The 26,512-nt window shown below is 72.4% G+C and carries 28 protein-coding genes; 16 read left to right on the top strand and 12 right to left on the bottom strand.

The window, feature by feature from the left end:
* Positions 1-105 precede the first annotated feature (105 nt).
* Positions 106-2,637 carry a DEAD/DEAH box helicase gene (locus AB1K56_RS01860; RefSeq protein ID WP_371204295.1) on the top strand — a complete coding sequence of 844 codons (2,532 nt, stop codon included), beginning with the start codon at positions 106-108 and terminating at the stop codon, positions 2,635-2,637.
* A gap of 116 nt (positions 2,638-2,753) precedes the next feature.
* Positions 2,754-3,233: a hypothetical protein gene (locus AB1K56_RS01855; protein WP_371204294.1), complete on the top strand. Its 480-nt coding sequence runs from the start codon at positions 2,754-2,756 to the stop codon at positions 3,231-3,233.
* 103 nt (positions 3,234-3,336) lie between these two features.
* Here the strand turns inward: AB1K56_RS01855 and AB1K56_RS01850 are convergent, their stop codons facing one another.
* Complete coding sequence (locus AB1K56_RS01850) at positions 3,337-3,897, bottom strand: Dps family protein (RefSeq protein WP_116536354.1); 561 nt, start codon at positions 3,895-3,897, stop codon at positions 3,337-3,339.
* A gap of 169 nt (positions 3,898-4,066) precedes the next feature.
* On the opposite strand from AB1K56_RS01850, the gene AB1K56_RS01845 reads away from it, so the two are divergent.
* Positions 4,067-5,875: a glycoside hydrolase family 15 protein gene (locus AB1K56_RS01845; RefSeq protein WP_371204293.1), complete on the top strand. Its 1,809-nt coding sequence runs from the start codon at positions 4,067-4,069 to the stop codon at positions 5,873-5,875.
* Positions 5,876-5,928: 53 nt separating this feature from the next.
* The gene (locus AB1K56_RS01840; RefSeq protein ID WP_371204292.1) at positions 5,929-6,822 is read left to right on the top strand and encodes an SDR family oxidoreductase; all 894 of its coding nucleotides are present in this window, start codon (positions 5,929-5,931) and stop codon (positions 6,820-6,822) included.
* A 190-nt stretch (positions 6,823-7,012) separates the two neighbouring features.
* Here AB1K56_RS01840 and AB1K56_RS01835 read toward each other — a convergent pair whose 3' ends face one another.
* Complete coding sequence (locus AB1K56_RS01835; RefSeq protein WP_371204291.1) at positions 7,013-7,477, bottom strand: GNAT family N-acetyltransferase; 465 nt, start codon at positions 7,475-7,477, stop codon at positions 7,013-7,015.
* Between the two features lie 86 nt (positions 7,478-7,563).
* Here AB1K56_RS01835 and AB1K56_RS01830 point away from each other — a divergent pair, with 86 nt between their 5' ends.
* The gene (locus AB1K56_RS01830; protein WP_371204290.1) at positions 7,564-8,493 is read left to right on the top strand and encodes a helix-turn-helix transcriptional regulator; all 930 of its coding nucleotides are present in this window, start codon (positions 7,564-7,566) and stop codon (positions 8,491-8,493) included.
* Position 8,494: 1 nt separating this feature from the next.
* Here AB1K56_RS01830 and AB1K56_RS01825 read toward each other — a convergent pair whose 3' ends face one another.
* On the bottom strand, positions 8,495-8,755 hold the full coding sequence (locus tag AB1K56_RS01825) for a hypothetical protein (RefSeq protein ID WP_371204289.1): 261 nt from the start codon (positions 8,753-8,755) through the stop codon (positions 8,495-8,497).
* A gap of 142 nt (positions 8,756-8,897) precedes the next feature.
* Between AB1K56_RS01825 and AB1K56_RS01820 the strand changes: the two genes are divergently transcribed.
* Positions 8,898-9,056, top strand: coding sequence for a hypothetical protein (locus tag AB1K56_RS01820; RefSeq protein WP_371204288.1), 159 nt, complete (start codon positions 8,898-8,900; stop codon positions 9,054-9,056).
* Between the two features lie 102 nt (positions 9,057-9,158).
* Here AB1K56_RS01820 and AB1K56_RS01815 read toward each other — a convergent pair whose 3' ends face one another.
* Positions 9,159-10,181, bottom strand: coding sequence for an epimerase (locus AB1K56_RS01815; RefSeq protein ID WP_371204287.1), 1,023 nt, complete (start codon positions 10,179-10,181; stop codon positions 9,159-9,161).
* A gap of 97 nt (positions 10,182-10,278) precedes the next feature.
* Between AB1K56_RS01815 and AB1K56_RS01810 the strand changes: the two genes are divergently transcribed.
* From AB1K56_RS01810 to AB1K56_RS01785, 6 genes are all read left to right on the top strand, one after another.
* Positions 10,279-10,902: a hypothetical protein gene (locus tag AB1K56_RS01810; protein WP_371204286.1), complete on the top strand. Its 624-nt coding sequence runs from the start codon at positions 10,279-10,281 to the stop codon at positions 10,900-10,902.
* A gap of 254 nt (positions 10,903-11,156) precedes the next feature.
* Positions 11,157-11,711 carry a copper resistance protein CopC gene (locus tag AB1K56_RS01805; RefSeq protein ID WP_371204285.1) on the top strand — a complete coding sequence of 185 codons (555 nt, stop codon included), beginning with the start codon at positions 11,157-11,159 and terminating at the stop codon, positions 11,709-11,711.
* Positions 11,712-11,721: 10 nt separating this feature from the next.
* Complete coding sequence (locus tag AB1K56_RS01800) at positions 11,722-12,246, top strand: copper chaperone PCu(A)C (RefSeq protein WP_371204284.1); 525 nt, start codon at positions 11,722-11,724, stop codon at positions 12,244-12,246.
* On the top strand, positions 12,246-13,469 hold the full coding sequence (locus tag AB1K56_RS01795; RefSeq protein ID WP_371204283.1) for a Dyp-type peroxidase: 1,224 nt from the start codon (positions 12,246-12,248) through the stop codon (positions 13,467-13,469). Before AB1K56_RS01800 ends, AB1K56_RS01795 begins: the two co-directional genes overlap by 1 nt.
* Entirely contained in the window at positions 13,427-14,935 is a 1,509-nt protein-coding gene (locus AB1K56_RS01790) for a PepSY-associated TM helix domain-containing protein (protein WP_371204282.1), read from the top strand. Before AB1K56_RS01795 ends, AB1K56_RS01790 begins: the two co-directional genes overlap by 43 nt.
* 331 nt (positions 14,936-15,266) lie before the next feature.
* The gene (locus AB1K56_RS01785) at positions 15,267-16,595 is read left to right on the top strand and encodes a serine hydrolase (RefSeq protein ID WP_371204281.1); all 1,329 of its coding nucleotides are present in this window, start codon (positions 15,267-15,269) and stop codon (positions 16,593-16,595) included.
* A 99-nt stretch (positions 16,596-16,694) separates the two neighbouring features.
* Here AB1K56_RS01785 and AB1K56_RS01780 read toward each other — a convergent pair whose 3' ends face one another.
* The gene (locus AB1K56_RS01780; protein WP_371204280.1) at positions 16,695-17,144 is read right to left on the bottom strand and encodes a hypothetical protein; all 450 of its coding nucleotides are present in this window, start codon (positions 17,142-17,144) and stop codon (positions 16,695-16,697) included.
* Between the two features lie 152 nt (positions 17,145-17,296).
* Here AB1K56_RS01780 and AB1K56_RS01775 point away from each other — a divergent pair, with 152 nt between their 5' ends.
* A complete protein-coding gene (locus tag AB1K56_RS01775; RefSeq protein ID WP_371204279.1) occupies positions 17,297-18,289 on the top strand; it encodes an aldo/keto reductase in 993 nt (330 codons plus the stop codon).
* A 95-nt stretch (positions 18,290-18,384) separates the two neighbouring features.
* Here the strand turns inward: AB1K56_RS01775 and AB1K56_RS01770 are convergent, their stop codons facing one another.
* Positions 18,385-18,837 carry an SRPBCC family protein gene (locus tag AB1K56_RS01770; RefSeq protein ID WP_371204278.1) on the bottom strand — a complete coding sequence of 151 codons (453 nt, stop codon included), beginning with the start codon at positions 18,835-18,837 and terminating at the stop codon, positions 18,385-18,387.
* Between the two features lie 340 nt (positions 18,838-19,177).
* Between AB1K56_RS01770 and AB1K56_RS01765 the strand changes: the two genes are divergently transcribed.
* On the top strand, positions 19,178-19,537 hold the full coding sequence (locus AB1K56_RS01765) for a sugar ABC transporter ATPase (RefSeq protein WP_371204276.1): 360 nt from the start codon (positions 19,178-19,180) through the stop codon (positions 19,535-19,537).
* Between the two features lie 151 nt (positions 19,538-19,688).
* Here the strand turns inward: AB1K56_RS01765 and AB1K56_RS01760 are convergent, their stop codons facing one another.
* The gene (locus AB1K56_RS01760; RefSeq protein WP_371204274.1) at positions 19,689-20,150 is read right to left on the bottom strand and encodes an Hsp20/alpha crystallin family protein; all 462 of its coding nucleotides are present in this window, start codon (positions 20,148-20,150) and stop codon (positions 19,689-19,691) included.
* Positions 20,151-20,390: 240 nt separating this feature from the next.
* On the opposite strand from AB1K56_RS01760, the gene AB1K56_RS01755 reads away from it, so the two are divergent.
* Positions 20,391-21,218, top strand: a complete 828-nt coding sequence (locus AB1K56_RS01755; RefSeq protein ID WP_371204273.1) for a UbiA family prenyltransferase — start codon at positions 20,391-20,393, stop codon at positions 21,216-21,218.
* Between the two features lie 59 nt (positions 21,219-21,277).
* Here the strand turns inward: AB1K56_RS01755 and AB1K56_RS01750 are convergent, their stop codons facing one another.
* The 5 genes from AB1K56_RS01750 to AB1K56_RS01730 form a co-directional block, all read right to left on the bottom strand.
* Entirely contained in the window at positions 21,278-22,387 is a 1,110-nt protein-coding gene (locus AB1K56_RS01750) for an FAD-dependent oxidoreductase (RefSeq protein WP_371204272.1), read from the bottom strand.
* Entirely contained in the window at positions 22,380-23,039 is a 660-nt protein-coding gene (locus AB1K56_RS01745; RefSeq protein WP_371204647.1) for a methyltransferase domain-containing protein, read from the bottom strand. Before AB1K56_RS01745 ends, AB1K56_RS01750 begins: the two co-directional genes overlap by 8 nt.
* Before the next feature lie 47 nt (positions 23,040-23,086).
* Positions 23,087-24,181 carry a type III polyketide synthase gene (locus tag AB1K56_RS01740; RefSeq protein WP_371204271.1) on the bottom strand — a complete coding sequence of 365 codons (1,095 nt, stop codon included), beginning with the start codon at positions 24,179-24,181 and terminating at the stop codon, positions 23,087-23,089.
* A 79-nt stretch (positions 24,182-24,260) separates the two neighbouring features.
* Positions 24,261-25,457 (bottom strand): glycosyltransferase, encoded by a 1,197-nt coding sequence (locus tag AB1K56_RS01735; protein WP_371204270.1) that lies wholly within the window; start codon positions 25,455-25,457, stop codon positions 24,261-24,263.
* A gap of 173 nt (positions 25,458-25,630) precedes the next feature.
* Positions 25,631-25,816: a hypothetical protein gene (locus tag AB1K56_RS01730; protein WP_264631356.1), complete on the bottom strand. Its 186-nt coding sequence runs from the start codon at positions 25,814-25,816 to the stop codon at positions 25,631-25,633.
* A 207-nt stretch (positions 25,817-26,023) separates the two neighbouring features.
* On the opposite strand from AB1K56_RS01730, the gene AB1K56_RS01725 reads away from it, so the two are divergent.
* Complete coding sequence (locus AB1K56_RS01725) at positions 26,024-26,476, top strand: MarR family winged helix-turn-helix transcriptional regulator (RefSeq protein ID WP_371204268.1); 453 nt, start codon at positions 26,024-26,026, stop codon at positions 26,474-26,476.
* The last annotated feature ends 36 nt before the right edge of the window (positions 26,477-26,512 follow it).

Genomic DNA, 26,512 nt, shown 5'->3' with positions numbered 1-26,512 from the left:
GTGCGCGCGGGAACGCTCTCGCAGCGGGGCGCCGAGCGGGTCGCGAACGCCGCCTGCCGCGGCATCCGCTCCGCCGATCGACCGGTCGGATGAGAGGCTGGGGGAGTGACCCCCCTCCTCGAGCACGTCCCCGCCGGCGCCGACCCGGATGCCGCCTACCTGGGCTTCGTGGAGTGGGCCGCCTCGCGCGGGCTGACGCTCTACCCCGCCCAGGACGAGGCGGTCATCGAGATCGTGTCGGGGGCGAACGTCATCCTGTCCACCCCCACCGGTACGGGCAAATCGCTCGTCGCCATCGCCGCGCACGCGGCATCCCTCTCCCGCGGTGGCCGCACCTACTACACGGCACCCATCAAGGCGCTCGTGAGCGAGAAGTTCTTCGCCCTCGTCGACATCTTCGGCGCCGAGAACGTCGGAATGGTCACGGGCGACTCCTCGGTCAACTCCGATGCTCCGATCATCTGCTGCACCGCCGAGATCCTCGCGAACCTCGCCCTGCGACAGGGGGTCGACGCGGACGTGGACCAGGTCGTCATGGACGAGTTCCACTACTACGGCGAGGCCGATCGCGGCTGGGCGTGGCAGGTGCCGCTGCTGCTGCTGAACCGCGCGCAGTTCATCCTCATGTCGGCGACCCTCGGCGACGTCGACGACATCGCCGACGACCTCTCGCGCCGCACCGGTCGGCCCACCGCGCGGGTGACCGGCGTCGAGCGCCCCGTGCCGCTGCACTTCGAGTACGCCCGCACGCCCGTGCACGAGACGGTGCAGGAGCTGCTCGACACGAAGCAGGCGCCCGTCTACGTCGTGCACTTCTCGCAGGCCGCCGCGATGGAGCGCGCGCAGGCGCTGTCGTCGATCCGCATCATCGGGCGCGAGCAGCGCGACGAGATCGCCGAGGCCATCGGCGGGTTCCGCTTCACCACCGGTTTCGGCAAGACGCTGTCGCGTTACGTGCGCGCGGGCATCGGCGTGCACCACGCCGGGATGCTGCCGCGCTACCGGCGCCTGGTCGAGACGCTCGCGCAGCGGGGACTGCTGCGCGTCATCTGCGGAACCGACACCCTCGGCGTCGGCATCAACGTGCCGATCCGCACCGTGCTCATGACGGCGCTCACCAAGTACGACGGCACGCGCATGCGCCAGCTCTCGGCGCGCGAGTTCCACCAGATCGCGGGACGCGCGGGCCGTGCCGGCTACGACACCGCGGGGACCGTGGTCGTGATGGCGCCCGACCACGAGATCGAGAACGCCGCGCAGATCGCGAAGGCCGGCGACGACCTCAAGAAGCAGAAGAAGATCGTGCGCAAGAAGGCGCCGCAGGGCTTCGTCAACTGGACGGAGCAGAGCTACGACCGCCTGGTCGCGGCCGAACCCGAGCCGCTCGTGCCGCAGATGAAGCTGAGCGCGGCGATGCTCATCAACGTCATCGCGCGCGGCGGCGACGTCTTCGGCAACGTCCGCTCGCTCGTGTTCGACAACCACGAGCCCCGCGCCCGCCAGTACGAGCTCGCCCGCCGCGCGATCGCGATCTTCCGCACGCTGGTGCAGGCCGGAGTGGTCGAGGCGGGGGCCGACGGCATCCGTCTCACCGTCGACCTGCAGCCGAACTTCGCCCTCAACCAGCCGCTGTCGCCGTTCGCGCTCGCCGCGATCGAGATGCTCGACCCCGAGGTCGAGCTCGGCAGGGGACCGGATGCCGCGCCCCCGGCGTCGTCGGTCGGCACGGGGCACTACGCGCTCGACGTCGTCAGCGTCATCGAGGCGACCCTCGACGACCCGCGGCCGATCCTGTCGCAGCAGCAGTTCCGCGCGCGCGGCGAGGCCGTGGCGGCGATGAAGCGCGAGGGCATCGAGTACGACGAGCGCATGGAGCTGCTCGAGGAGATCACGTGGCCCAAGCCCCTCGACGATCTGCTCGCGCAGGCCTACGAGGTGTTCGCGTCGAGTCAGCCGTGGATCCGCGACTTCGAGCTGTCGCCCAAGTCGGTCGTCCGCGACATGTTCGAGCGGGCCTGCTCGTTCGGCGAGTACGTCTCGCTGTACCAGCTCGCCCGCAGCGAGGGTCTCGTGCTGCGCTACCTCAGCGACGCGTACCGGGCGATCCGCCAGACGGTGCCGGTCGACGCGCAGACCCCCGATCTGCTCGACCTCATCGCCTGGCTCGGCGAGCTCGTACGGCAGGTGGACTCGAGCCTCGTCGACGAGTGGGAGCAGCTGATCAACCCGGCGGAGGATCCGTCCGCCCCCGTGGTGCCGCCCGCGCCGCCGTCGATCCTGACCAACCGGCGCGCGTTCGTCGTGCTCGTGCGCAACGAGATGTTCCGGCGCGTGCAGCTCGCCGCGCTGCAGCGGGATGACGAGTTGGTCGAGCTGGATCCGGATGCCGACTGGCCCGACGCTCTCGACCGCTACTTCGACGAGCACGACGCGATCCGCACGGACGGCGCCGCGCGGTCGTCGGCCTACGTCGACATCGACGAGTCGGCCGCCGCCGACGGCGTGTGGCGCGTCGAGCAGACCATCGACGACCCCGCGGGCGATCACGACTGGCGCATCCGCGCCGACGTCGATCTCGCCGCGTCGGAAGAGGAGGGCACCGCGATCGTGCGGGTCACCGAGGTGCTGCGGCTCTGACGGGTTCTCCCCCGCCGCGCGGAGGGTGAAGTTCTCCACCGATCGCATGTGCGCATGCGACCCCTGCTCGGCGGTGTCGTAAATTGGACCCACCCCGCGAACAGGAAGGACGGCCCATGACCCTCGACACGGCGCAGATGTTCGTCGCCCTCGCCGCCTTCTTCCTCACGTTCTCGGCGGCGATCCTCGGGGGCATGAAGTGGATGCTCGACCGGGTCGAGCGTCGCACCGACCGCAACTTCGCGCAGGTCGACCAGCGGTTCGCGCAGGTCGATCAGCGGTTCGAGCAGGTCGACCGTCGGTTCGAGCAGGTCGATCAGAGGTTCGAGCAGATCGACCACCGGTTCGACCGTCTCGAGTCCCGCATGGAACGCGCCGACGCGCGGATGGACCGTGCGGACGCCCGGTTCGACGAGCGCATGGCCCGCATCGACGCGCGCGAACGGCAGATCGACGACCGGCTGCTCAAGATCGACGCCAACATCCTCGACATCACCGCGAAGATCGCCGGGATGAACGACAGCATCGTCGAGATGAAGGCGTCGCTCGCGCGACTCGAGGGGCCGCAACCGCCGCTGCTGATCGCGCGCGGCTGACGTCCTCGTGTCCGCGCCTACCATCGGCGCGGCGCCCGGACCCCCGCACGAACGACGGATGCCGAGGCCCTGAGGCCCCGGCATCCGGTGTGTTCGTCGTTTCTCAGGACTTGCGGGCGACGCGGTTCTCGGCGCTGACCATCCACGAGAGCTGCTCGAGGCGCTCGAGGACGCCGTGCAGGATGTCGGCGCTCGTGGGGTCTTCGTCGTCGACGTCGTCGTGCACGTCGCGGACGGTGCCGACCACGGCGTCGAGACGCTCGGTGATGAGGTCGATGACCTCGGCCGTGTCGACCTCGCCCTGCGGGAACTCGGGCAGGGTGGTGGTCTCGGCGACGGTGTCGCTGCGGCCGTCGGGCAGGGCGTGCAGCGAGCGCATGCGCTCGGCGATCTCGTCGCCGAACTCGCGGGCGGCGTCGATGATCTCGTCGAGCTGCAGGTGCGTGTCGCGGAAGTTCTTGCCGACGACGTTCCAGTGCGCCTGCTTGCCCTGGATCGACAGCTCGATGAGGTCGACCAGCACGGCCTGCAGCGCGTCGGTCAGCTGCTCCGACGCCTGGAAGCCCTTCTCGGCGTTCTGCTCGTCGGTGGTCTCGGGACCGCTGCCTCCGCGCGCGGGGCGGCGGCGGTTCTTGGTGGGGGCGTCCTTCGTGGTGGTGGACATGCGCGTTCCTTTCGCTCACGGTCGATAGCGACGTTAGGCGCCGTCTTCGCACACGCGGCGGGGGTTGCGAGGGCGTCGGCGGAGAGGTAATCGGCCGATCCGTAGCCGCTCCGGCCGCGGACGACAACCCCGGGGGAGGCTCGGCGCGGCCTTTCATAGCGTGAGGCTCGTGCCCCTGACACCGCCCGCCCCCTCCCGGCCCCTCCGCGACTACGCCGCGATCGGCGACGGACGCACGGTCGCGCTGATCGGGTTGGACGGCTCGGTCGACTGGCTGCCGCTGCCGAACATCCACTCGCGCCCGGTGTTCGCCCGTCTCGTCGACGAGGGCGCCGGCGGATGCATCGGACTCGCACCGGCGGGGGAGTACGAGGTCACGCGCCGCTACATCCCGCGCACCAACGTGCTTGAGACGACCTTCACCACCGCGACGGGCGTCGCGACGGTCACCGATGCGATGGTCACGGGTATCGCCGGTCGTCTGCCCTGGGCCGAGCTCGCCCGCCGCGTCGACGGCGTGGAGGGCGAGGTCGAGTTCTCGTGGTGCGTGCAGCCCGGGACCATGCTGCGCTCCGCGGCCCCCTGGACCGAGCGCATCGACGGGTTCTCGATCATGCGCATCGGGCACGTCTCCCTCGCGGTGACGGGACACGAGCACGGACTCCACGGCGATCCGGATGCCGGTAACGAGAGCATCGATGGGAGCTTCACGACGACGAAGGGGTCGCGGCACCTGCTCGTCGTCGCCGCGACCGAGGGCGAGCCCTTGCGGATCCCCGACGCGAAGAACGTCGACCGCGGCATCGACCGCACGATCGGTGGTTGGGAGATGTGGTCCGACGAGTTCTCGTACGAGGGTCCGTGGGCCGACGACGTGCAGCGCAGCGCCCTGGCCCTGAAACTCCTGCTGTTCAGCCCCACCGGCGCCATCGCGGCCGCCGCGACCACGTCGCTGCCCGAGAACCCCCGCGGGGGCAAGAACTGGGACTACCGCTTCGCCTGGGTGCGCGATCTCGCCTACACGGCGCACGCCTGGGTGGGCTTCGGCCTGCGCGAGGAGACGCACGCCGCGATCTCGTGGCTGCTGCGCACGATCCGCAAGAACGGCCCCGAGGTGCAGGTGATGTACACCCTCGACGGCGACGCCGAGATCGGCCTCGAGAAGCATCAGGTGCCGGGATGGAACGGCAATCAGCCGGTCGTCACCGGCAACCCCGCGCAGGGGCAGCTACAGCTCGGCGTCTACGGCGATCTCATCGCGCTGTGCCGCACCTACGTCGAAGCCGGCAACCGCCTCGACATCCAGACCGGACGGCTCCTGGCCGACGTGGCCGACCGCACGTGCGACCTCTGGCGCCGCGAGGACTCGGGCATGTGGGAACTGCCCGAGCTGCGCCACTACACCTCGTCGAAGATGGGGTGCTGGAAGGCCCTCGACGACGCCCAATGGCTGGCAGAGGGCGGGCACATCCCCGACAACGGCGACCGCTGGCGGGCCGAGCGCGATCGCATCCACCGCTGGGTCGAGGAGCGCTGCTGGTCGGAGACGCTGCAGGCGTACACCCTCGCCCCCGGAACCGACGACCTCGACGCCTCCGTACTGCTGCACGCGCCCACGGGGTTCGACCGCGGCGAGCGGATGTCGAAGACCCTGGATGCCATCACCGAGCGCCTCACAACGGAGAACCACCTCGTCTACCGGTACACCGGGATGGACCAGGAGGAGCAGACCTTCGTCGCCTGCGCGTTCTGGCGCGCGACGGCGCTCGCCTGCGTGGGACGTCACGCGGAGGCCCTCGAGGCGATGGACGCTCTCGTCGCCCAGGGCAACGACGTCGGGATCTACTCGGAGATGATCGCCGAATCCGACGGGGCCTTCTGGGGCAATCTCCCGCAGGCCCTCAGCCACCTCGCCCTCATCAACGCCGCCCTCGTCATCCGCGACCTCGTCGACGACGCCGACCTCGCGGACCGCTGACCCTCCGCCGGGGCGGTCCCCGCCTCGGCATCCCCCCTACGAAAGGACTCGCCATGAGCACGCAGTACACCTTCACCGACCCGGCGAAGCTCTACGCCGACATCGATCCGCAGTCCCAGGATGCGAAGGAGCCCGGCCTCGACGCCGACCTCACCCCGAAGGCCGCGCTGGGCGAGGACACCTACGTCGGCAGAGAACGCCTGAAGGGGCGCAAGGCGCTCATCACCGGCGCCGACTCCGGCATCGGCGCGGCCACCGCGATCGCCTTCGCCCGCGAGGGAGCGTCGGTCGCGATGTCGTACCTGCCCGAGGAGAAGGTGGATGCCGACCGCATCGCCGGCATCCTGCGCGACGCCGGCGCGACGGTGGTGCAGATCCCCGGCGACCTGCGCGAGCGCGAGTACGCCCGCACGCTCGTGAAGGAAGCGGTCGACGGCCTCGGCGGCCTCGACATCGTCGTCAACAACGGCGGCAAGCAGATCTTCAACGAGGACGTCACGACGCTGACCGACGAGCAGTTCGACGACACTTTCAAGACCAACGTGTACGCGATGTTCTGGATCTGCAAGGAGGCCGTGCCGCACCTCGCCCCCGGCTCCACCATCATCAACACCACGTCGATCCAGGCGTACTCGCCCGCGCCCATCCTCGTCGACTACGCCTCGACGAAGGCGACCATCAACACCTTCACCAAGGCGCTCGGCCAGCAGCTCGCGCCGAAGGGCATCCGCGTGAACGCGGTGGCCCCCGGCCCCATCTGGACGCCGCTGCAGGTCACCGACGGCCAGCCCGACGAGAAGGTCGACGAGTTCGGCGAGGAGACCCCGCTGGGACGCATGGGTCAGCCGGCCGAGCTGGCGCCGGCGTACGTGTACCTCGCCTCGGCCGAGTCGAGCTACGTCATCGGCGAGACGCTGAACGTCAACGGCGGCATGCCCACGCCGTAAGCGTTTCGCGCGGAAGGGCCGTCGTCCGGGATCGGGCGGCGGCCCTTCCGCGGGTCCCGGTCCCTTCGACGAGCTCAGGGACCTCGTCGTGCGGAGGCGGCTGAGCGTGTCGGAGCCGTCGGTCCCTTCGACGAGCTCAGGGACCGGGTCGTCCGGGGGTGGCCGAGCCTGTCGAAGCCACCCGGGGCGCTCAGACGCCGAGCGGCTTACGGTAGAAGATCTCGCCGTCGGCGGTGGTCTCGGTGCGCTCGTACCCCTCGCGCTCGTACAGACGCTGGTTGGCCTCGCTGAGCCCGCCGGTGAACAGCTCGGCCGTGCTCGCCCCGGCCTCGCGCCCGCGCTCCTCGACGGCGGAGAGCAACAGCGTGCCCAGGCCCTCGCCCTGCTGGTCGGGGGCGATCGCCAGGCGTCCGATCAGCAGCAGGTCGCCGTCTCGCCGGGCGCGCACGGCTCCGACGAGACGTCCGTCGGTCACCGCCACGCAGCCCAGGTTCTCGACGAGCTCGGCCGCGAGTTCTTCGAGGGTCTGCGTCAACGGCGGCATGTCGGGATCGCCGTAGATGAGGGCTTCGCTCGCGAACGCGGCGCGCTGGATCGTCAGCACCTCGCCGGCGTCGTCGGGCGTGATGGGGCGGATGACGGGTTCATCGGGCATGAGGCTCTTTCCAGGCTGTTTCGAAGCGGGGGTTAACTATCATGGGCCCTGTCGCGACGTCTTTCCGGGGACGAGCGCCCCTCGCCATGAACGACTTCTTCGATGCGCGCGTCCGCACCACCGACGCCTCCGACACGCAGGCCTGGCTCCAGGCGCACTACGGGCGCGTCGATCTGCTCGCCGACCGCGCGGCGATCGCCGAGCACGCGGTCGGAGATGCCGGCTTCGCGCTGCGGAGGCTGACGTGGGCCTGCCGCGCCGAGATCGCCTACGAGGCGGACCGGTTCTTCTTCGCCACCTCCGGTCCCGGTCTCGCGTGGCGCATCGGGTCGTGCGCGGGGGACTACAGCGTCGAGCCCGGTCTCGTGCAACCCGGCCAGGAGCTCTCGGGTCGACCGAACCAGACCGAGGTCGATCTGCTGACCTTCGACGCGGCATGGCTCACCGAGGCGGCGAGGACGATGTACGGCGACGACGAGCTCGAGGTGCGTTTCGACGGCACCGGTCCGGTGTCGCGACGGATGCGCGATTACTGGCTGGCCACGATGCGGTGGGCGCTCACGCAGACCCCCCTGCTGGCCGAACCCCTGGTTCGCGCCCAGGTGCGCCGCTCCCTCGCCGCGGCGACGCTCGAGACGTTCCCCCTCGCCGGCGACCCCCGCGAGCGTCGCGCGTCGGCGATCGAGCAGGCGTCGGTCTACACGTCGGCGACGTCGTGGATCGACGACCACGCCTCGCTCCCCGTCACGATCGACGATGCCGCCCGCGCCGTGGGCACCTCGGCCAAGGGCCTGCGCCGCGCGTTCCTCGCGAACGGACATCTGGCATCCACTCCCGAGGACTATCTGTCGCAGGCGCGACTGAGCGCCGCGCACGCGGACCTGATCGCGGCCGATCCGAGCTGCTCGAGCGTGGCCGTCATCGCCGCGCGATGGGGCTTCGCCGATGTCGCCGCGTTCGAGCGGGCCTACCGCGAGATGCACCGCGTCACCCCCGCGGAGACGCTGAACCGCTGACTCAGCGATCGCGGTCGGTGTACTCGCCCGGGTCGTCGACGTCTTCGCGCGCCTCGTGGCCACCGGGCTGCTGCACGTCGGTGTAGGCCCCGGCCTCGTCGACGCGCGACCGGCTCTCGCTGCCGTCGGCGTTCTGACGGTCGACGTACTCGCCGGCCTCGTCCGCGCTGCCGTGGTCCATCTTCCCGTCGGGGAGCTGGACGTCGGTGTACGCGCCCTCACCGGGTTCCGTGCCGTGTCCGTTGACGTCGCGCTCGGCCATTGCCGCCTCCTCGGGGTCGTGGTGTTCCCGACGCTAGTGGGCGGATGCCGCGTCCGCGACCGTCTTGACACGTCCTTGTCGCGCGACCCCGCGCGTGTCAAGGCCGCCGCGCGCGTCGGCCCGGGGGTGCAGGGTGGGGCGCATGCCCGCTCTCGCCATCATCCTCGTCATCGTCGGCCTCGTGCTCCTCTTCCTCGGCGTCTTCGTCGAGGCCGTGAAGTTCCTGCTCTGGATCGGGATCATCATCCTGATCATCGGCGTCATCGCCGCGCTCATGCGCTTCATCCGCCGACAGGTCTGATCGCCGGTCCCCCGTCGTCGCGCCGCTCCGCGCGTCCCGCCCTCGGCCGGACGCGTCGAAGCGGCGTCGTCGTTCCGCGGCGTCTCGACCCCGCTCCGCCGCTCAGGCGGAGAAGAGGTCGCGCGCCCGCGGCCGACGCGTCGCCGCGACGTCGTCGAGAGCGGCCCCCAGCTCGGGGAACGCGAAGGTGAATCCGGCGTCGGTGAGCACGCGGGGGACCGCCCATCGGCTTTTCAGCACCAGCTCGGGCTCGTTGCGCAGGATCGCCATCGCGGGGTCGAGCATCCACCGCCAGGCCGGGAGGCCCCACGGCATCCGGGCCACCCGGCGCAGTTCGCGCATGAGCGTGCGGTTGTCGCCGACCCCCGGCGCGGCGAGGTTTACCGGCCCCGAGAGCGTGTCGTGATCGCGGAGGAAGCGGACGGATGCCACGACGTCGTCGATGTGGATCCAGCTGAAGCGCTGGTGACCGCGCGTGCGGTGCCACGACGACCACACGGGACCGGTGGGGTGGGCGCCGATCCCGCGGTAGCGGCGGTGCGGGAACCACCAGCTGTCGATCTGCGGACCGCCGAGCCCGAGACGCGCGAGGGCGAAGAGCATGCGGGTGGCGGGGCCGTCGCCGAGCACGATCGCCATGCGCAGGGCCACGCGCCGGGTCTCGGGAAGATCCCCCGCGAAGAACGCGCGCTCCCAGCTCGTGGCGACGTCGACCGAGAACCCCTCGCCGATCACGCCGTCGATCTCGTCGTTGCCGCTCTCGGTCTCGTGCCGGTAGATCGTGGCGGTGGAGGCGTTCATCCAGACGCGCGGCGGTCGCTCTGCCGTGCGGACGGCGGTGTGGAGAGCCCGTGTGGTGTCGACACGGGAGCGCAGGATCTCGTCGCGGTTCGCGTCGGTGTACCGGCACGACACGATCTTGCCGGCGAGGTTGACGAGCACGTCGGCGCCGTCGACGAGACGCGCGATCCCGCCGGGATCCGTCCAGGTCGCGTCGCCGGAGCGGCCCACGGTGACGACGTCGAAGCCGTCCTGCGCGAACGCGCGGGTCAGAGCTCGCCCGACGAATCCGCTCGCGCCGGTGATGACGGCGCGGGGGTGTCCAGCAGACGGGTGATCGGTCACGGGGACTCCTGTCGTCGCAGCCGATCGTAGCGAGCCGGTCGTCCTCGGGGGCGCGCGGTCGCTCGACATCGCGACGATCCGGTCGGGCGTGTGCGCCGTGACTGACACAATGGAGGCCATGCGACGACACGGCCGGGGCACGCGCGTCGCGCGGGGTGCCGCCGCCGCTGCCGTCGCGACCTTCGTCGCCCTGCTGTCGCACGTCTCCGGCGGCGGTGAGGTTCCCGGCATCCTGGGCATCGTCGTGCCGCTCGCGCTCTCGTTCGTCGCGTGCACCGCGCTGGCCGGCCGCCGCACCTCGGTGGTGCGGCTCGGCCTGGCGGTCGCGGTGAGCCAGGTGCTGTTCCATACTCTCTTCGTGCTGGGCAGCTATCGGCCGGGAGCCGAGGGACACGTCCACGGAGCCGTGCCCACCGCCGCCACCGGCGGCGCCATGCCGCACGTGATGACGACGGATGCCGGGATGTGGGCGTGGCACGCCGTCGCGGCCCTCGTCACCACCGTGGCCCTGCACCGCGGGGAACGCACGCTCGCGGCCCTGCGCGAGCTCGCGCAGCGCTCGATCGCCTGGGTCCGCGCGCGCGCCCGGATCATCGCGGCGACCTTCGGCCCGGCGCCGCTGCGCCGCGTCTCGGCCGAGGTGGTGGCCGTCGTGCGGCCCGTCTCGGCGCTCATCGTCGCATCCGCGAGGCGGCGCGGGCCACCGGCACGGACCGCGTGAGTTCCGCTCCGTCGGCCTGAGTCGGCGACGGGGCGGTCGATCCCGACGGGGCCTCGTGCGCCCGGGCGGGGTCGTTCGACGTCGTCCGGACGTCTTCTCGTTCCCGTGCCCTCGTGCACCGGCCACGGGCGCCACGCCGATGCCTCCCCGCATCGCCGCGCGTGCCGCTCGTCCGCCGTGCTCGCGAGGCGGCGGCCCCGTGCCTTCGCACGGGCGCCGATGTACGGGTGCCGCGTGCACCCGGAGAGTGCCCCATGTTCCGTTTCCGTGTCCTCGCGGGCGGGATCGTCGTGGCCGTCGCCGTCGTTCTGGCGTCGATCGTCCCGGCATCCGCCCACGATCAACTCCTGTCCAGTACACCCGCCGAGGGTGAGCGTCTGGCATCCGCCCCCGATGAGATCTCCCTGAGCTTCTCGGCCGACGTGCTCGACGTGGGCGCCGAGGTCGTCGTGGCCGACGCCGACGGCGTCGACTGGGCGGGCGCCGACCCCCTCCTCTCCGCGGGGGTGGTCACCGTGCCGTTGCGCGGTGAGCTGCCCGCCGCGGGGTACGAGGTGCGGTGGCGCGTCGTCTCGAGCGACGGTCATCCCATCTCGGGCGTCGTGCCCTTCACCGTCGGCGACGGCGCTCCCCTCGAGCGCGCCGCCGCGGTCCCCGCCGCCGAGGCGGCATCCGATCCGGTGGTCGACGATGCGGCCGGGATCCCCCGCGTCGTGGTCGTCGCCGCAGCGGGAGCGGCCGTCGCCCTCGCGATCTTCGTCGTGTTCTTCTTCCTCCGCCGTCGCGCCGCGCGCGACGCACAGTCCTGAAAGGCTTCTCATGACCCTCCGTACCCTGCGCTTCAGCGCCCTCGCCGCCGCCGCCGTTCTCGCCCTCGCGGGCTGCTCCGCCCCGGCATCCTCCGCCCCCGCCTCGCCGCAGGCCGACGCGTTCTCCTCGACCGACGTGTGGGTCAAGGCCGCCGACAGCGGCATGACCGCCGGCTTCGGCCAGCTGCGCAACGACGGCGACACCGATCTCACGGTCGTCTCGGCGACCGATGAGGCGACCTCCGCGATGGAACTGCACGAGACCGTGCCGAACGAGTCCGGTCAGATGGTGATGCGCGAGGTCGAGGGCGGCTTCGTCATCCCCGCGGGCGGATCGATCGAGCTCGCGCCCGGCGGCAACCACCTCATGTTCATGGACGTCACCTCGCCGCTGCGCGCCGGCGAGGAGACGACCATCACGCTCACCTTCGCCGACGACTCGACGGCCGAGATCACCGCTCCCGTGAAGGAGTTCTCGGGCGCGAACGAGAACTACGAGGGCGGCGACATGGGCGACATGGACATGGGTCACTGATGGCCCGTCGAGACAGAAGCCCCGCCGACAGCGGAGGTGCGACCAGACGCACCTTCCTGCTCGGCGGGGCGGTCGCGGGCGTCGGGGCGGCGGCGGCGATCGGGATCGACGCGGCCGTGTCCGCCCGCGCGCAGGATCCCGGGGCGTCGACGCCGCTGAACGGCGAGACGACCGTGCCGTTCTACGGGATGCATCAGGCCGGCGTCGACACCGACGCGCAGGCGCACGTCTCGCTCATCGCGTTGGACCTTCTCGCCGAGGTCGATCGCGACGGGATGCGACGGCTCATGCGCACCCTCACCGACGACGCCGCCCGGCTGACCCAGGGGCGCGGCGCCCTGGCCGACACCGAACCCGAGCTGGCCGTCGCCCCCGCGCGACTGACGGTGACGTTCGGGTTCGGACCGGCCTTCGTCGCACGGGCCGGAGCGTCGGCCCCGGCGTGGCTGCAGCCGCTCCCGGCGTTCGGGATCGACCGCCTCCGGCCGGAGTACGGCGACGGTGACCTGCTGCTGCAGGTCGCGGCCGACGACCCCGTGACCGTCGCGCACGCGGCGCGCATGCTGCTCAAGGACGCGCGGGCGTTCGCCGCCGTGCGGTGGGTGCAGCAGGGCTTCCGTCGCGCGCACGGCACCGAGCGCCCCGGGACGACGATGCGCAATCTCTTCGGCCAGGTCGACGGCACCGCCAACCCGGTGCCCGGGACCACCGCCTTCGACGACATCGTCTGGGCACGGGAGGGATGGCTCGCCGGGGGAACCGGGATGGTGGTGCGGCGCATCGCGATGGACCTCGACAAGTGGGATCACCTCGACCGCCCCGGCCGCGACCAGGCCGTCGGGAGGTTCCAGTCCTCGGGCGCCCCTCTCACCGGCACCGACGAGTTCGACGAACCCGACTTCGACGCGACGGATGCCATCGGCTTCCCCGTCATCGCCGAGTTCTCGCACCTGCGGCGCTCGCGTCCGGATGACCCCACGCAGCGGATCTTCCGCCGCGGCTACAACTACGACCAGACGCCGCCCGCCGGCGCGGTCAGCGACGCGGGCCTGCTGTTCGTGTCGTTCCAAGCAGACATCGAAAGGCAGTTCGTGCCCATCCAACGCAGACTCGACGAGCTCGATCTCCTCAACGAGTGGACGACCCCCATCGGATCGGCGGTGTTCGCGGTGCCACCGGGATGCCGCGAGGGCGGCTTCATCGGAGAGGGGATCCTGTCGTGACCACGACCGTCGAACCCGCCGAGCCCGCCGCGGAGGCATCGGCTCCCCGCTCGGGTGCGGCCACGCGTCCCGGCCGCGGCGGATGGTTCACCCCGCTGCTGCGGCGCCTGCACTTCTTCGCCGGTCTCCTCGTGGGACCGTTCATCCTCGTCGCGGCGGTGAGCGGAGCGCTGTACGCCGTCACCCCGACGCTCGAGAAGATCGTCTACGCGCACGAGCTGACCGCGGCGTCGGATGCCGCCGGGGTGCCGTTGGCCGCGCAGATCGAAGCGGCCGAGGCCTATCTCGGCGACGGGTCGACGCCCGTCGCCGTGCGCCCCGCCCCCGAGGCCGGGGCGACCACGCGCGTCATGTTCGCCGACGAGACACTGCCCGAGAGCACCACGCGGGCGATCTTCGTCGATCCGGCCACGACCGAGATCCGCGGCGACCTCCCCGCCTACGGCACGAGCGGCGCCCTGCCCCTGCGGCACTGGATCAGCGACCTGCACCGTTCCCTCCACCTGGGCGATGCAGGGCGCTGGTACAGCGAGCTCGCGGCATCCTGGCTCGGGATCGTCGCTCTCGCGGGGCTCGGACTGTGGCTCGGACGCTTCGTGCGCTCGCGCCGGGGACGCCGCGACCTGCTGCGCCCCAACCGCCGTCACACCGGGTACCGACGGCTGTCGGGATGGCACACCTCGGTCGGGATCTGGGTCGTGCTCGGCGCGGTGTTCCTCTCGGCGACCGGGATCACCTGGTCGACGTTCGCGGGAGCCCATGTGTCCGACCTGCGCGCCGCCGTCGGAGAGGGCACTCCCGCGCTGACGACCTCGCTTGACGGCGCGGCGTCCGCGGGCGGTGAGCACGCTGGACATGCCGGACACGGCGGCGCGACCTCGTCGCCGACGGGTGCGGCCAACCCCGCGACCTTCGACGCGGTCCTCGCGATCGCGCAGCGCATCAACGTCAACAGCGGAGACGTCGAGATCAAACCCCCGGCCGCCGCGGGGAAGGCGTGGGTGGTGCAGGAGATCCACCGCAGCTTCCCGACCGAGGTGGACGCCGTCGCGATCGACGGATCGAGCATGCAGGTGACCGACCGGATCGACTTCGCCGACTTCCCGCTGCTGGCGAAGCTGTCACGCTGGGGGATCGACCTGCACATGGGGACGATGTTCGGCCTCGCGAACCAGCTCGTGCTGTTCGCGCTCGCTCTCGGCATCGCGGCCCTGGTGGTGCTGGGATACGCGATGTGGTGGAAGCGGCGGCCGACCCGCGGCCTCGCGATCGCCCCCGCGCGCGGGGTGCTCGGTCGCGCGCCGTGGTGGGGGATCGCGGCGGTCCTCGTCGTCGCGATCGCGATCGGGCTGTTCCTGCCGCTCGTGGGCTACACCCTCGCGGCGTTCGTGGTGATCGACCTGCTGCTCGGCTGGCGCGCGCGCCGCGCCGTGGCCGCGGGGTCGCGCGGCACCGCGTCGCGCTGAGCGCCCCGGGGCGGCATCCCGCGGACACGCCTCACCGGCGGCCGTCCGCGGGGTGTCGCCTCGCGCCCCGGTGCCCGGTGTCCCGCGGACGGGTGCCGTCGTGCGGAGTCGGGGCTCTTCGGGGTGATGGGGGATGCCGTTCGTCGGCGTGTCGGGGGCGGACTCCGCGGGACGGCGGCGGGGGCCGGGGGTCCGAGGGCCGGACTCCGCGGGACGGCGGCGGCCGGTGTGCAGGAAGCCCGGCCGGCCGCTTCGCGCACCTCCATCCTGAGAGGGAGGCGGGAGACGCCGCGCGCTCGTAGCGTGGGAGGACCCCGCCGGAAGGACCCCCGTGACTCTCGCCCGTCGCCTCATCTGCCTCGTCTCGCTCGTCGCCGTCGCCGCCCTCACCGCGTGCGCGAGCGCGAGACCCGCTCCGAGCGGGAGTCCCGCGGCATCCGTCGACATCCCCGCCACCCCGGTGGGGGAGCGCATGACGTGGATCATCGACGTGTTCGAGGCCGAGGACGACACCACCCCCGGCGCGTGGGCACGCGTGCTGGACGAGAACTTCCAGAAGCAGGTGCCGGCCGAGCAGGTCGCCGAGATGGTGAACCGGCAGATCCGTCCGGCGGCGCCCTTCACCGTGACCGCCTACACCGGGACCGAGACGCAGGCCCGTGCCACGCTCGCCGGTGCCCTCGGCGACCCGTTCGACCTCACGCTCGCGATCGACTCCTCCGGGCGCGTCACTACGATGCTGCTGGGTCCGGTCGCCCCCGCGTGGGAACCCTCGACCTCGCTCGACGAGGTGGAGCGGCGGCTGCGCGAGCTGCCCGGCCAGGTGAGCGCGCTCGTGCAGCGCGGTGACGAGACGGTCGTGTCGATCGACGCCGAGCGCTCCGCGCCCCTGGCATCGGTGTTCAAGCTGTACGTGCTCCTGGCGGTGGCGGATGCCGTGGCATCCGGCGATCTGTCGTGGGACGACACGCTCGTGCTCGAAGACGCCGACCGCAGCCTCCCCTCGGGGGAGCTGCAGGACGCTCCCACCGGCACCGAGGTGTCGGTGCGCGAGGCGGCCTCGGCGATGATCCGCATCAGCGACAACACCGCGACCGACCTGCTGATCGCCCGGCTCGGACGCGAGCGCGTCGAGGCGGCGGTGGCGCGCAGCGGTCACTCCGATCCCGCCGCGCTGCGGCCCTTCGTCTCGACCAAGGAGCTGTTCACCCTCGGCTGGGGCGACCCCGCCGTGCGCGCCGAGTGGGAGGCGGCCGACGAGGCGGGCAAGCGCGCGCTCCTCGACCGCATCGACGCGGCCCCGCTCGCCGTCGAGGGCGAGAGGGTCGTCACCCCCGAGTGGCAGGACGGGTTCGACTGGTTCGCCTCGGCCGCCGACGTCGCCGCCGTGCATCGCGCACTGCAGCAGACCCAGGATGCCGAGGTGCTCGGCATCCTGAGCGAGAACCCGGGGCAGGGACTCGACGTCGGAGCGTGGCCGTACGTGGCGTTCAAGGGTGGATCGAGCCGCGGCGTGCTCACCGGCAGCTGGTTTGTGCGCGATGAGACGGGGGAGGCGACGGTGGTGCTGATGATGGCCGACACCGACGCTGTGGCGGTGTCGGAGGCGATGTCCGACTTCTTCCACCTCGCCGAGGACGCGCTGCGTCTGGCGCACTGAAGGTACGGACTCGACCTCCGGCGGGGAGGGAGGTTCCCGAGCCCGTCGAGGGGACCGGGCGCGGGAGGCGCCGGCGGCGGAACCTCCCGCGCGGACCCGTCAGGCGTCGTCGGGGTCGGGCAGTCGCTGGGCGATCTTGCTGGATGCCGCCGAGTCACGGCCGACGCCCGGTTGGAACGCCGCGATCGGGTCGTCGGCGCCGACGTGCGCCTCGCCACCGTCGGCGTCGCGCGGGGGAGAGGCGGGGGTGCTCTCGGTCGCGTGGCGATCGGCGCCCTGCGTGTCCTCGGTGTGGCGCGAGGTCGACCCGCTCCCGCTCGAGTCCCGCTCGGTGAGGCCGTCGGCGGCGCGGGTGCCGACGCCGGGCAGATCGTTCTGGCTCGAGATGTTCTGCAGCCGTGCTTCGTCGTCGGGATCGATCCGCGCCGTTCCGACGGCGCCGGAGTCGGCGCCCGCGGCGCCGGCGGGGATGTCGGCGGCGAGACCGTCGGACTCGGGGACGAGGTTCTCTTCGTCGGCTCCGGGGAGCCGCTCGGCGGGGGTGTCCATGCTGATCCTTCCGTGGGTGTGACGCCACGCTAGGTCGCCGCGCGGCGGGCGGGGGCGGGGTTGCGCGACGCCGGTCTGCGGCATCCGGTCCCGTTCGGCCCCGGTGTCGGAGGGGCTGGATAGGCTCGACGGAGCTTCGAAAGGAAACCGCAATGCAGCAGCGTCCCCTCTCCCGTACCGGCCGCGAGGTCTCGGCCATCGGCCTCGGCACCTGGCAGCTCGGCGCCGACTGGGGCGATGTCAGCGAAGACGACGCGCGCGCCGTCCTGGCGGCCTCCGCCGACGCCGGAGTCACCCTCTTCGACACCGCCGACGTCTACGGCGACGGCCGGTCCGAGCAGATCATCGGGGCGTTCCTGAAGAGCCGGGATGCCGACGACATCACCGTCGCGACCAAGATGGGCCGTCGTGAAGATCAGGTGCCCGAGAACTACGTGATGGAGAACTTCCGCGTCTGGCTCGACCGGTCGCGGCGCCTGCTCGACACCGAGACGCTCGACCTCGTGCAGCTGCACTGCCCGCCGTCGGCCGTCATCGACGACGACGCCACGTGGGACGCTCTCGATCAGCTGGTGTCCGAGGGGGTCATCGCGGCCTACGGCGCCTCGGTCGAGACGATGGATCAGGCTCTCTCGGCGCTGCGGCGACCGAACCTGACCAACCTGCAGATCATCTTCAACCCCTTCCGGCTCAAGCCCCTCGACGAGGTGCTGCCGCTCGCGGCCGAGAAGAACGTCGCCGTGTTCGCGCGCGTGCCGCTGGCGAGCGGACTGCTCTCGGGCACGTACTCCCGCTCGACGACGTTCGCCGAGAACGACCACCGCTCCTACAACCGCAACGGCGAGGCGTTCGACAAGGGCGAGACGTTCTCGGGCGTCCCGTTCGACGAGGGCGTTGCGGCCGCCGACGAGCTGAAGGCTTCTCTCCCCGAGGGGGTCGGCCTGCCCGCGGCGACCCTGGCGTGGATCGCCTCGCGCGAGGGGATCACCTCGGTGATCCCGGGGGCCCGGTCGACGGCGCAGGCGCAGGCCAATGCGGCAGCGGCCGATCTTCTCGAGGGAGGGTTCGACCTCGACGCGTTCGACGCCCTCGTGCACGACGTGTACGACCGGCGCCTGCGCGCGGAGATCCACCCGCAGTGGTGACAGCCGTTGCGGAGCGGATGCCGCGGCATCCGGCGTCCTGACACGACGAAGCCGGGCCCCTCGCGGGACCCGGCTTCGTCGTAGGGGAGCGGTCGTCAGCTGACGTCGCCGCGCCAGGCGCCGGATTCGGCGCCGCGGGACTCGATGTACTCCTTGAAGTTGGCGAGGTCCTTCTTCACCGAGTGGTCGTCGGCGCCGAAGACCGCACCGAGCTTCTCGAGGGCGCCGGCGGGCTCCCAGTCGATCTGCACGGTGACGCGCGTCTCGGCGTCCGACAGGCGGTGGAAGGTCACGACGCCGGCGTGGTTCTCGTCGCCGCCGACGCTGTTCCACGCGACGCGCTCGTCGGGGTGCTGCTCGGTGATCTCGGCGTCGAACTCGCGCTCGGCGCCGGCGATCTTCACCTTCCAGTGGGTGAGCGTGTCGGTCTTCTGCGTGATCGACTCCACGTAGCTCATGAAGTGCGGGAACTCCTCGAACTGGGTCCACTGGTTGTACGCGACGCGGACGGGAACGTCGACGTCGATGGTTTCGATGACCTGGGCCATGATGCGTGTCCTCTTTCGTGTGGTTTCCGGGGCTGCTGCCAGTCTTCGCGCGGTCTCGACGGCGGGCCCCCGGGGTTGAGGGATCGTCCCCGGTGCCGTATAGGCCCCGGCCCCGGCGCCGCCCCGGCCCCGGGTCGAGAAACGCCGTCCGTGCGCAAGAAACGCGGCGGCGGAGCGTTTCCGCGCACGAACGGCGTTCCTCGCGGGCGGAGGGCTGCTCCGGCACGCGGCGGGAGCGCGCGATGACGCCTGTCAAGGGCCCGGGCGGGCCGGGCCGGGCCGCGTTGGATGGAACGACCGCCGATCCCGGCGGCCACCCGCGTCCGACGGAAGGACCCCCATGAGCGACGCCTCGATCGACCCGACCCCCGACGCGACGACCCCGGTGGGCGAGGAGGGGATCGCGGGCGTGCAGCCGCTGCGCGACGGCGACACCTCCATCGAGCCGGATCCCGCCCTCGACCCCGCCCAGGCTGAGTGGGACGCGACCACGGCGCTCGACGAGGGGGCCGACCCCGACGACATCAATCCCGCCACCGCGACCGGGGCCGACCCGGCCGAGATCCCGGCCGACGACAGCGACATCCCCCTCGAAGACATCCACCCGGAGTCGACGGGCACCGACTCGCAGGGTGAGGACCCCGGCGTCGTCGAGCTGGGGGAGGAGGGGCAGGGCGACCTGGCCCCCGAAGACCTCTGATCACGGCACGATGCCCCGGTCGCGTGTGGCGATCGGGGCATCGCTGTTCCCGGGCAGGCGTCGCGGCAACGCGCGCGGGCGGTGGCGCGCCCGCCGATCCACCGCAGCGGGGGCGCGGGAACACCCGGCGTCTACCCGCCCCCGGGAGCACTCACTGCTCGATCGGTTGCGGCTCGCTCTCGTGCGCCTCGATCACCCCGTCGCTGTGGTCGCTCTCGGTCGAGACGGAGATGCGGCGCGGCTTCGCCTTCTCACTGACCGGGATGGTGACAGACAGCACCCCGTTGCGGTAGGCGGCGCTGATGCGCTCGGTGTCGATGCCCTGACCGAGGTTGAGCTGACGGACGAAGGATGCCGTCTCGCGTTCGCGTGTGATCCACTTGACGCCCTCGCCGGAACCGAGGGTGCGCTCGGCGCGGATCGTCAGCAGCTGTCCGTCGACGTCGATGTCGACAGAGCCGGGGTCGACGCCGGGCAGGTCGGCCGCGAGCACGTAGTGGTCGCCGTCGCGGTACAGGTCCATCGGCATCCGGCGCGGACCACCGCCGCGGCGGGCGTCGAGGAGCGTCGACGCGAGGCGGTCGAGGTCGCGGAAGGGGTCGTAGGTGGCCATGGTCGTTCTCCTTTTCGATCGGTCCGGATGGGGCATCCGGGTCGTGAAGTTGAGTCCTCTTCGCTCAACTTGGCAGCAGATTAGCACTCTCACCCTGAGAGTGCCAAGACTTCTCGGCTTCCTTCGTCGAGTGGTCGATCCCGTCCTTCCGCTCGCACGGGAACACGGGCCGTCCGACGGCCGCGGTGCGGAATCCGGGCGCCGTGCCCCGCGAGAGGCAGGGCGCGATAGCGTCATCGGGTGACGGATGCCGCGGCGAAGCCGCCCCTCGTGAGGGCGCTGTGGGGAGCCACGCATCCGGGGCCGACGCTCGTCGTGACGGTTCTGTCGCTCGCCCTCGGGATCGCCGCCGGTGTCGACGCCGGCCGGCTCGCGCTGCTGGTCGTGGCCGTGTTCTGCGGGCAGGTGTCCGTCGGCCTCTCGAACGACGCGATCGACGGCGCCCGCGATGCGGCCGTCGGCCGCACCGACAAGCCCATCGCCGGGGGAGCGGTCGCCCCGGAGCGCGCGCTCGCCGTGGCCGTGGCATCCGTCGTCGCGGCGCTGGCCCTCTCGGCGCCGCTCGGGGCGGGACTGCTCGCGGCCCACGCCCTCGCGCTCGCCTCGGCCTGGGCCTACAACGCCGGACTGAAGTCGACGCCGTTCTCGATCGCGCCGTTCGTGCTGAGCTTCGGGCTGTTCCCCTCGTTCGCGACGCTCGCGCTGCCCGCCCCGGGCCTCGCCGCCCCGTGGGCGTCGCTCGCCGGCGCCGCGCTGGGCGCCGCCGTGCACCTCACCAACGTCGTGCGCGACCTCGACGACGACCGGCGGACCGGCGTGCGCGGACTCCCGCACCGGCTCGGCGCGCGCTCCTCGGTCGTGCTCGCCGCGGTCGGGATCGTCGTCGGCGCGATCGCGGTGCTGACGGGGACGGATGCCACGGTGGTGGGCATCGTGTTCTTCGCGGCGGTGCTCGTGGTCGCGGCCGCCGCGGTGACGACGGCGTTCGTCCGCGCGCCGGGGCGCTCGGTGTTCCAGCTGACGATGCTGGCGGCGCTGCTGCTCGCCGCGCAGCTGGTCGTCGCCTGAGAGCGCGGCGTCCGCACGTCACCCGAACCCGATCCCGTCTGCGCTGCGGCGGCCCCTCCTCAGCCCCGTGCCGCGCGGTCGAATCGCATCGCGTACGCGCGCGTGAACACCGCGCCCCCGGGTCCGCGCAGGGCCGTGCGCAACGCCGTCGTGCGCACGGCGTGGGCGGCCGGGACGGCGGCGCGACCGAGCAGCGTGTTGAGGAAGGCCAGGCGGGCGGCGTGGCGGGCCGAGGCGAGACGGTCGCGCTCCCACCGGGCGAGCCCCGCGTCGTCGCTGCGCCGCACCCACGGGGCGAGCAGGGGTGCGAGGGTGAGGGCGTCGAGCAGACCGAGGTTCATCCCCTGGCCGCCGATCGGGCTGACCTCGTGCGCGGCGTCGCCGACCACGACGATCCGGCCCCGCCGCAGCGCGGGGGCGACGGCCCGCCGCACCCCGAAGGCCGACGCGCCCGCGATGTCGAGGTCGGTGCCGGTGCGGGCCGCGACGGCGTCGCGGAGGAAGGCGTCGGCATCCGCCACCGGCGCCGCCCCCGCCCACGCGACGAGCCGGCGGCGGCCGTCGGGGAGCGGGAACGACTCGACCACGCCGTCGCGCTCGAGGTGCACGCGGGCGATCGGACCCCCGGATGCCGCGACGTCGGCCATCACGTACCGATCGGGGTAGGCGTGAGTCCGCACCGCTCCGGGGCGGTAGACGAGGGAACGACCCGCCCACCCCGTGGCGACGACGACGACGCCCGCCCGGATCTCGCTCCCGTCGTCGAGCCGCGCCCGCACGCCGTCGTTCCCGGGGTGCAGGGAACGCACCGCCGCCCCGCGCCGCACCGGGGGCGCCAGGGCCGACAGCACGGCGATCGTGTCGGACTGGGGCAGGGCGGCGACGTAGGGATGGCGTGCGCGCAGACGGTCGAAGCGGATCTCGGCGAGAACGCGACCGTCGGCGCGCGCCTCACCGCGGGAGATGCGCACGGCGCGCTCGCGGATGCCGTCCGTCGCGCCCGAGCCCTCGAGCAGGGCCAGGGCGGGGGAGTGGATTCCGATCGCCCGCGTCCCCGCGCCGGGATCGACGCGCCGCTCGACGATGTCGACCTCGACGCCCCGCGCCCGCAGATCGGCGGCGAGCGCGAGTCCGACGGGTCCCGCTCCGACGACGAGGACCTCAGGCACGGGCCCGCCCCCTCGCCGTCGCCAGGAGGCGGAACGGGGCCGGCGTCTGCACCCGCCAGGGCGCGCCGAGGGCGGCCGACAGCTCGGCGGCGCGATAGCTGCGTCGGATCGAGCGCAGTCCGTCGACGCGCAGGAACGTCCCGGCCGAGAGCGGGGTGATCCCCACGGCGTAGAGCCCGTAGGCGAGGCGACCGCGCGCGATGTCGGCGTGCAGCACGGCGCCGCGCGAGAGAGCCAGCGAGTCGTCGGCGAACGCGCGCAGCGACGCCGCGTCGAGGTGGTGCAGCACGTGGTTCGACAGCACGAGGTCGAACGTCTCTCCCGCGTCGATCAGCTCCCGCGACCCCTGCGACACGAAGCGCACGCCCGGGCGTTCCCGCCGACGCGCGGCCTCGTACGCCCGGGGGTCGGGATCGGCTCCCACCCACTCCACATCGAGGCCGTCGCGGGCGGCGAGGGCGGCGAGACGCGCGACGACGTCACCGCCCCCGGAGCCGAGGTCGAGCACGCGGGCGGGGCGGCCGAGGGCCGCGAGCTCCGGCCGCACGCGGGTGCGGTACACATGGCCCCACGCCGACACGAGACGATTCACGACATCGAAACGGCGGTAGGTCGCCGCGAGCGCGCGCGGGTCGCAGTCGGGGTCGTCCATGAGCTCGGTCAGGGCGGTGTCGCGCCGCGCGAGGCCGTGTCGCGTGCTCACGGGGTCACGCGGCGCACGGTGAGGTGGGCGGCCTCCACCGTGAGTCCCGGTCCGAACGCGAGGGCCGCCACGCGATCGCCCTCGACGCGTGCCGTGTCGGCCAGCAGATCGCGCAGGATGAACAGCAGCGTGGCGCTCGACATGTTGCCGTGCGCGCGCAGCACCTCTCGCGAGGGGGCGAGGGCCGCGGCATCCAGGCCGAGGGCGCTTTCGACGCGGTCGAGGATGCTGCGGCCGCCCGGGTGCACCGCCCACGCGTCGACGCTCGCCGTGTTTCCCAGCACGCCGGCGGCGATCGCCGAGATCTCGCGGCCGATGATGCGCGGCACCTCGGGGGTGAGGGTCATCTCGAAGCCCGAGTCGCCGACGGTCCAGGCCATGTCCTTCTCGCCCTCGTCGGTGACGTGCGTGGCGAAGCCGTCGAGGTCGAGACCTCCGCGGGAGGGATCCCCGGATGCCACGATCGCGGCGCCCGCACCGTCGGCGAACACGGAGGCCGCGACGATCTGATCGGGGTGCGACGAGGTCTGCCAGTGCAACGAGCACAGTTCGGTGCAGGCCACGAGCACGATCGCGGCGGGGTCGTCGCCGACGATGCGCGCCGCGAGGCGGAGCGCGGGGATCGCGGCCGCGCAGCCGATGAAGCCGAGGTGGTAGCGCTCCACCGTGGGCATCAGGCCGAGGTCGCGCACGAGGTGGTAGTCGGGTCCCGGCGCGAACATCCCGGTGCACGACACGGTGACCACGTGCGTGACGGCCTCCGTGTCGTACCCGGATCCCTCGATCGCGGCGCGCGACGCCGCGGCGAAGAGCCCGGGAGCGGTGCGGCGGTACTCGTCGTTGCGCGCACCCGTGGGCGGCATCAGCAGTGTGTCGCCGTCGCGCACGGCGAGGCCGTCATCGGCGGCGCCGGCCAGCTGCGGGAGCACGACGTGACGGGTGTCGATCGCCGCGGCGTCGAACGCGGCACCGACCAGGCGCTGCGCCTTGCGGTCGAAGCCCGGTTGCGCGGCGAACAGGTCGCGCAGCGCTGATTGGGTCACGCGGGTCTCGGGCAGGGCCGTGCCGATCGACACGATGCGGGCGGTCATGACTCACTGTAGACACGCTTCGGCGGGCCGGGCGCGGGGATGGTGCGTCGGCCGCACGGCGCTTAGGGTGATCCGCCCGTCAGGCGGCGAGGGCGTCGCGCAGCAGGAGCCCCGAGATCGCGCCGCCATACTCGGCGATCATGCGACGTCGATCCAGGCGGCTGCGCGCGGCGAGAGCGGCCGCGCGCAGTGTCGGACGCTGGGCGAGCGCCTCCTCCCACGACAGGGCGATCGCGTCGACGTCGCGCGGGGTCACGAGGCCGAAACCGGCGACCACGCGGGCCGCGTCGCCGACGTCGGTGGTGACCGGAACGGCGCCGGAGGCCGCTCCCTCCACCAGGCAGAGGGGGGAGGCTTCGCCGAAGGCGCTCGTCAGGGCCACCACGTCGGCGATCCGGTACAGCTCGGGCATGTCTTCGCGCAGACCGAGCGCGTGCACGGCGACGTCGGCGCCGACGCCGCTCCCTGCCCGGAGCGCGCGGAAGGCGGGGTTCTCGGGCGTCATCCCCGACCCGCACAGCACGTAGTGCGCACCGGGGGTGCGTCGCGCGTGCGCGGCGACGGCGCGCAGGAAGAGGCCGGGGTCCTTCATCGCGTCGAAGCGCGCGGCCAGCAGGATCACGGCGGCGGTCTCGGGGATGCCGAGTCCTGCGCGGATGCGACGGCGCTCGGCGCGCGTCCCCGGGCGGAATCGCCGCGTGTCGATGCCGTTGTCGATCACGCGGGCCTCGCTCGCGTGCACGCCGGCGCGCGCGTAGGCCTCGGCCGTGGAGGAGGCGCACGAGATGGTGGCCGTCACGGCGCCCGAGGCGGCGGCATCCGCCAGCCACGACAGAGCGGGACCGGAGTGCGTCGGGTCGGAGCGGTGCAGGCACGCGGCGAGGGGCACGTCGGGGAGCATCCCGGCCCGCTCGAGGGCGACGACGAGGCTGAGCGGCTGCTCCTTCAGCGACAGGATCACATCGGCCTCGGCGAACAGCGTTGCGGCGTGATCGAGCTCGGTGGGGGTGAAGTCCTCCGGAGCGATGGGGCGGTCGCCGGCGACGCGATCGAATGCGTCGATCTCCACCCCGGCGGCGCGCAGGCGCCGATAGCGGGTGTCGTCGCGGGCCCACTGCAGCGACGCGTCCCGACGTGCCGACGCGGTGAGCGAGAGGACGCGGTGCTCCTGCGTTCCCTCCCGGGTGAGCCCCGCGACCACGTCGGAATGCAGGATGCGGGCCCCGCCCGCGAAGAAGCCCTCGTACAGCGAGAGCACACGGATGGATCGCGTCATCGGGGTCTCATTTCGGCCGGGGAGAGGCACCGCGGGTGCGGTCGTCCCATGCTGAAGGGTCGACCCCTCGGGGTGGGTTACGCCCGAAAGACCATCGTGTGAACGCCCGGACACGAGCCGACGCGCCGGCTCCCGGGGGAAGGAACCGACGCGTCGGGTGAAGGGGCGGTGGATCAGGCGCGGGGCGCGACCACCATCGCCTCGCCGGCGTGACGTGTGCGCGACCAGGGCCAGCGCAGCGCCGTGCGCTCGCGCGGTTCGTCGGTCGAGCGCGGCACGATGCCGTTGCCCATCGCGGTCGACATGGCGATGCTCCACACCGAGCCCGCCTGCTGTCCGCTCTGCTGTCCGTAGATCATGGTTCTCTCCTCACTCCCGTCTCCCGAGGGGATGCACCCCGTCTCCCGACGGGCGTCTCGATGTCCGTCCTATCTCCCGGGGACGGTGAGCGACGCCCTCTTGACAGCGGTGACATCGTGCGTATGGGGCCGAGGACTCGGATCCACCGCGACACGGGCGCCGCAAGGGGCGGCCGTGCAGGGAGGAGGTCGCTACGATCGTGGGTCGTGCAGCCGTCTTCCGAAGCGTCGTCGACGCCCTTCCCGGCATCCGAACTCGGGCGGGCCCTCCTCGCCTACGGCGAGGAACGGCGCATCGCCGCCGGCGAGGCCCGGCGGGAGCTCGGACTCAACGAGCTCGACGCCCGCGCCCTGCTGTTCGTCGCCGAGAACCCCGGCGCGCGACCCTCGCACGTCCGCGACCATCTCGGCATCACGTCGGCGGGGGTGACGACCCTCATCGATCGACTCGTGCAGCGTGGTGCCGTGCGTCGCGACCTCGACGCCGAGGACCGCCGGGTCAACCACATCACGGCCATCGTCGATCTGGACGCCCCGCCGTGGTGCGCCCTGCGGGCGTTCGACGCGCGCATCGAAGAGGCCGCCTCGCGGATGGATGCCGCGGAGGCGGGCCGACTGGCGGCGCTGCTCGACCAGCTCGTGGCGTCCGCCCGAGGCTGACACCGGTAGGCGCGGTCGGGCTCTGCGCTCGGACCG

Origin of the sequence: Microbacterium sp. BWR-S6Y (assembly GCF_041379845.1) — a bacterium.
Classification (GTDB): Bacteria; Actinomycetota; Actinomycetes; order Actinomycetales; family Microbacteriaceae; genus Microbacterium; species Microbacterium hydrothermale.
Note: the sequence above shows the minus strand (reverse complement) of the source record. Positions and strands in the feature narration are given on the sequence as shown.

What these genes read in the sequence shown, in the direction of transcription:
- AB1K56_RS01855 (WP_371204294.1), top strand. Translation starts at nt 2,754, where the DNA reads ATGACCCTCGACACGGCGCAGATGTTCGTCGCCCTCGCCGCCTTCTTC.
- AB1K56_RS01850 (WP_116536354.1), bottom strand. Translation starts at nt 3,897, where the DNA reads ATGTCCACCACCACGAAGGACGCCCCCACCAAGAACCGCCGCCGCCCC.
- AB1K56_RS01840 (WP_371204292.1), top strand. Translation starts at nt 5,929, where the DNA reads ATGAGCACGCAGTACACCTTCACCGACCCGGCGAAGCTCTACGCCGAC.
- AB1K56_RS01835 (WP_371204291.1), bottom strand. Translation starts at nt 7,477, where the DNA reads ATGCCCGATGAACCCGTCATCCGCCCCATCACGCCCGACGACGCCGGC.
- AB1K56_RS01830 (WP_371204290.1), top strand. Translation starts at nt 7,564, where the DNA reads ATGAACGACTTCTTCGATGCGCGCGTCCGCACCACCGACGCCTCCGAC.
- AB1K56_RS01825 (WP_371204289.1), bottom strand. Translation starts at nt 8,755, where the DNA reads ATGGCCGAGCGCGACGTCAACGGACACGGCACGGAACCCGGTGAGGGC.
- AB1K56_RS01820 (WP_371204288.1), top strand. Translation starts at nt 8,898, where the DNA reads ATGCCCGCTCTCGCCATCATCCTCGTCATCGTCGGCCTCGTGCTCCTC.
- AB1K56_RS01805 (WP_371204285.1), top strand. Translation starts at nt 11,157, where the DNA reads ATGTTCCGTTTCCGTGTCCTCGCGGGCGGGATCGTCGTGGCCGTCGCC.
- AB1K56_RS01800 (WP_371204284.1), top strand. Translation starts at nt 11,722, where the DNA reads ATGACCCTCCGTACCCTGCGCTTCAGCGCCCTCGCCGCCGCCGCCGTT.
- AB1K56_RS01795 (WP_371204283.1), top strand. Translation starts at nt 12,246, where the DNA reads ATGGCCCGTCGAGACAGAAGCCCCGCCGACAGCGGAGGTGCGACCAGA.
- AB1K56_RS01790 (WP_371204282.1), top strand. Translation starts at nt 13,427, where the DNA reads ATGCCGCGAGGGCGGCTTCATCGGAGAGGGGATCCTGTCGTGACCACG.
- AB1K56_RS01780 (WP_371204280.1), bottom strand. Translation starts at nt 17,144, where the DNA reads ATGGACACCCCCGCCGAGCGGCTCCCCGGAGCCGACGAAGAGAACCTC.
- AB1K56_RS01775 (WP_371204279.1), top strand. Translation starts at nt 17,297, where the DNA reads ATGCAGCAGCGTCCCCTCTCCCGTACCGGCCGCGAGGTCTCGGCCATC.
- AB1K56_RS01770 (WP_371204278.1), bottom strand. Translation starts at nt 18,837, where the DNA reads ATGGCCCAGGTCATCGAAACCATCGACGTCGACGTTCCCGTCCGCGTC.
- AB1K56_RS01765 (WP_371204276.1), top strand. Translation starts at nt 19,178, where the DNA reads ATGAGCGACGCCTCGATCGACCCGACCCCCGACGCGACGACCCCGGTG.
- AB1K56_RS01760 (WP_371204274.1), bottom strand. Translation starts at nt 20,150, where the DNA reads ATGGCCACCTACGACCCCTTCCGCGACCTCGACCGCCTCGCGTCGACG.
- AB1K56_RS01745 (WP_371204647.1), bottom strand. Translation starts at nt 23,039, where the DNA reads ATGGACGACCCCGACTGCGACCCGCGCGCGCTCGCGGCGACCTACCGC.
- AB1K56_RS01740 (WP_371204271.1), bottom strand. Translation starts at nt 24,181, where the DNA reads ATGACCGCCCGCATCGTGTCGATCGGCACGGCCCTGCCCGAGACCCGC.
- AB1K56_RS01735 (WP_371204270.1), bottom strand. Translation starts at nt 25,457, where the DNA reads ATGACGCGATCCATCCGTGTGCTCTCGCTGTACGAGGGCTTCTTCGCG.
- AB1K56_RS01730 (WP_264631356.1), bottom strand. Translation starts at nt 25,816, where the DNA reads ATGATCTACGGACAGCAGAGCGGACAGCAGGCGGGCTCGGTGTGGAGC.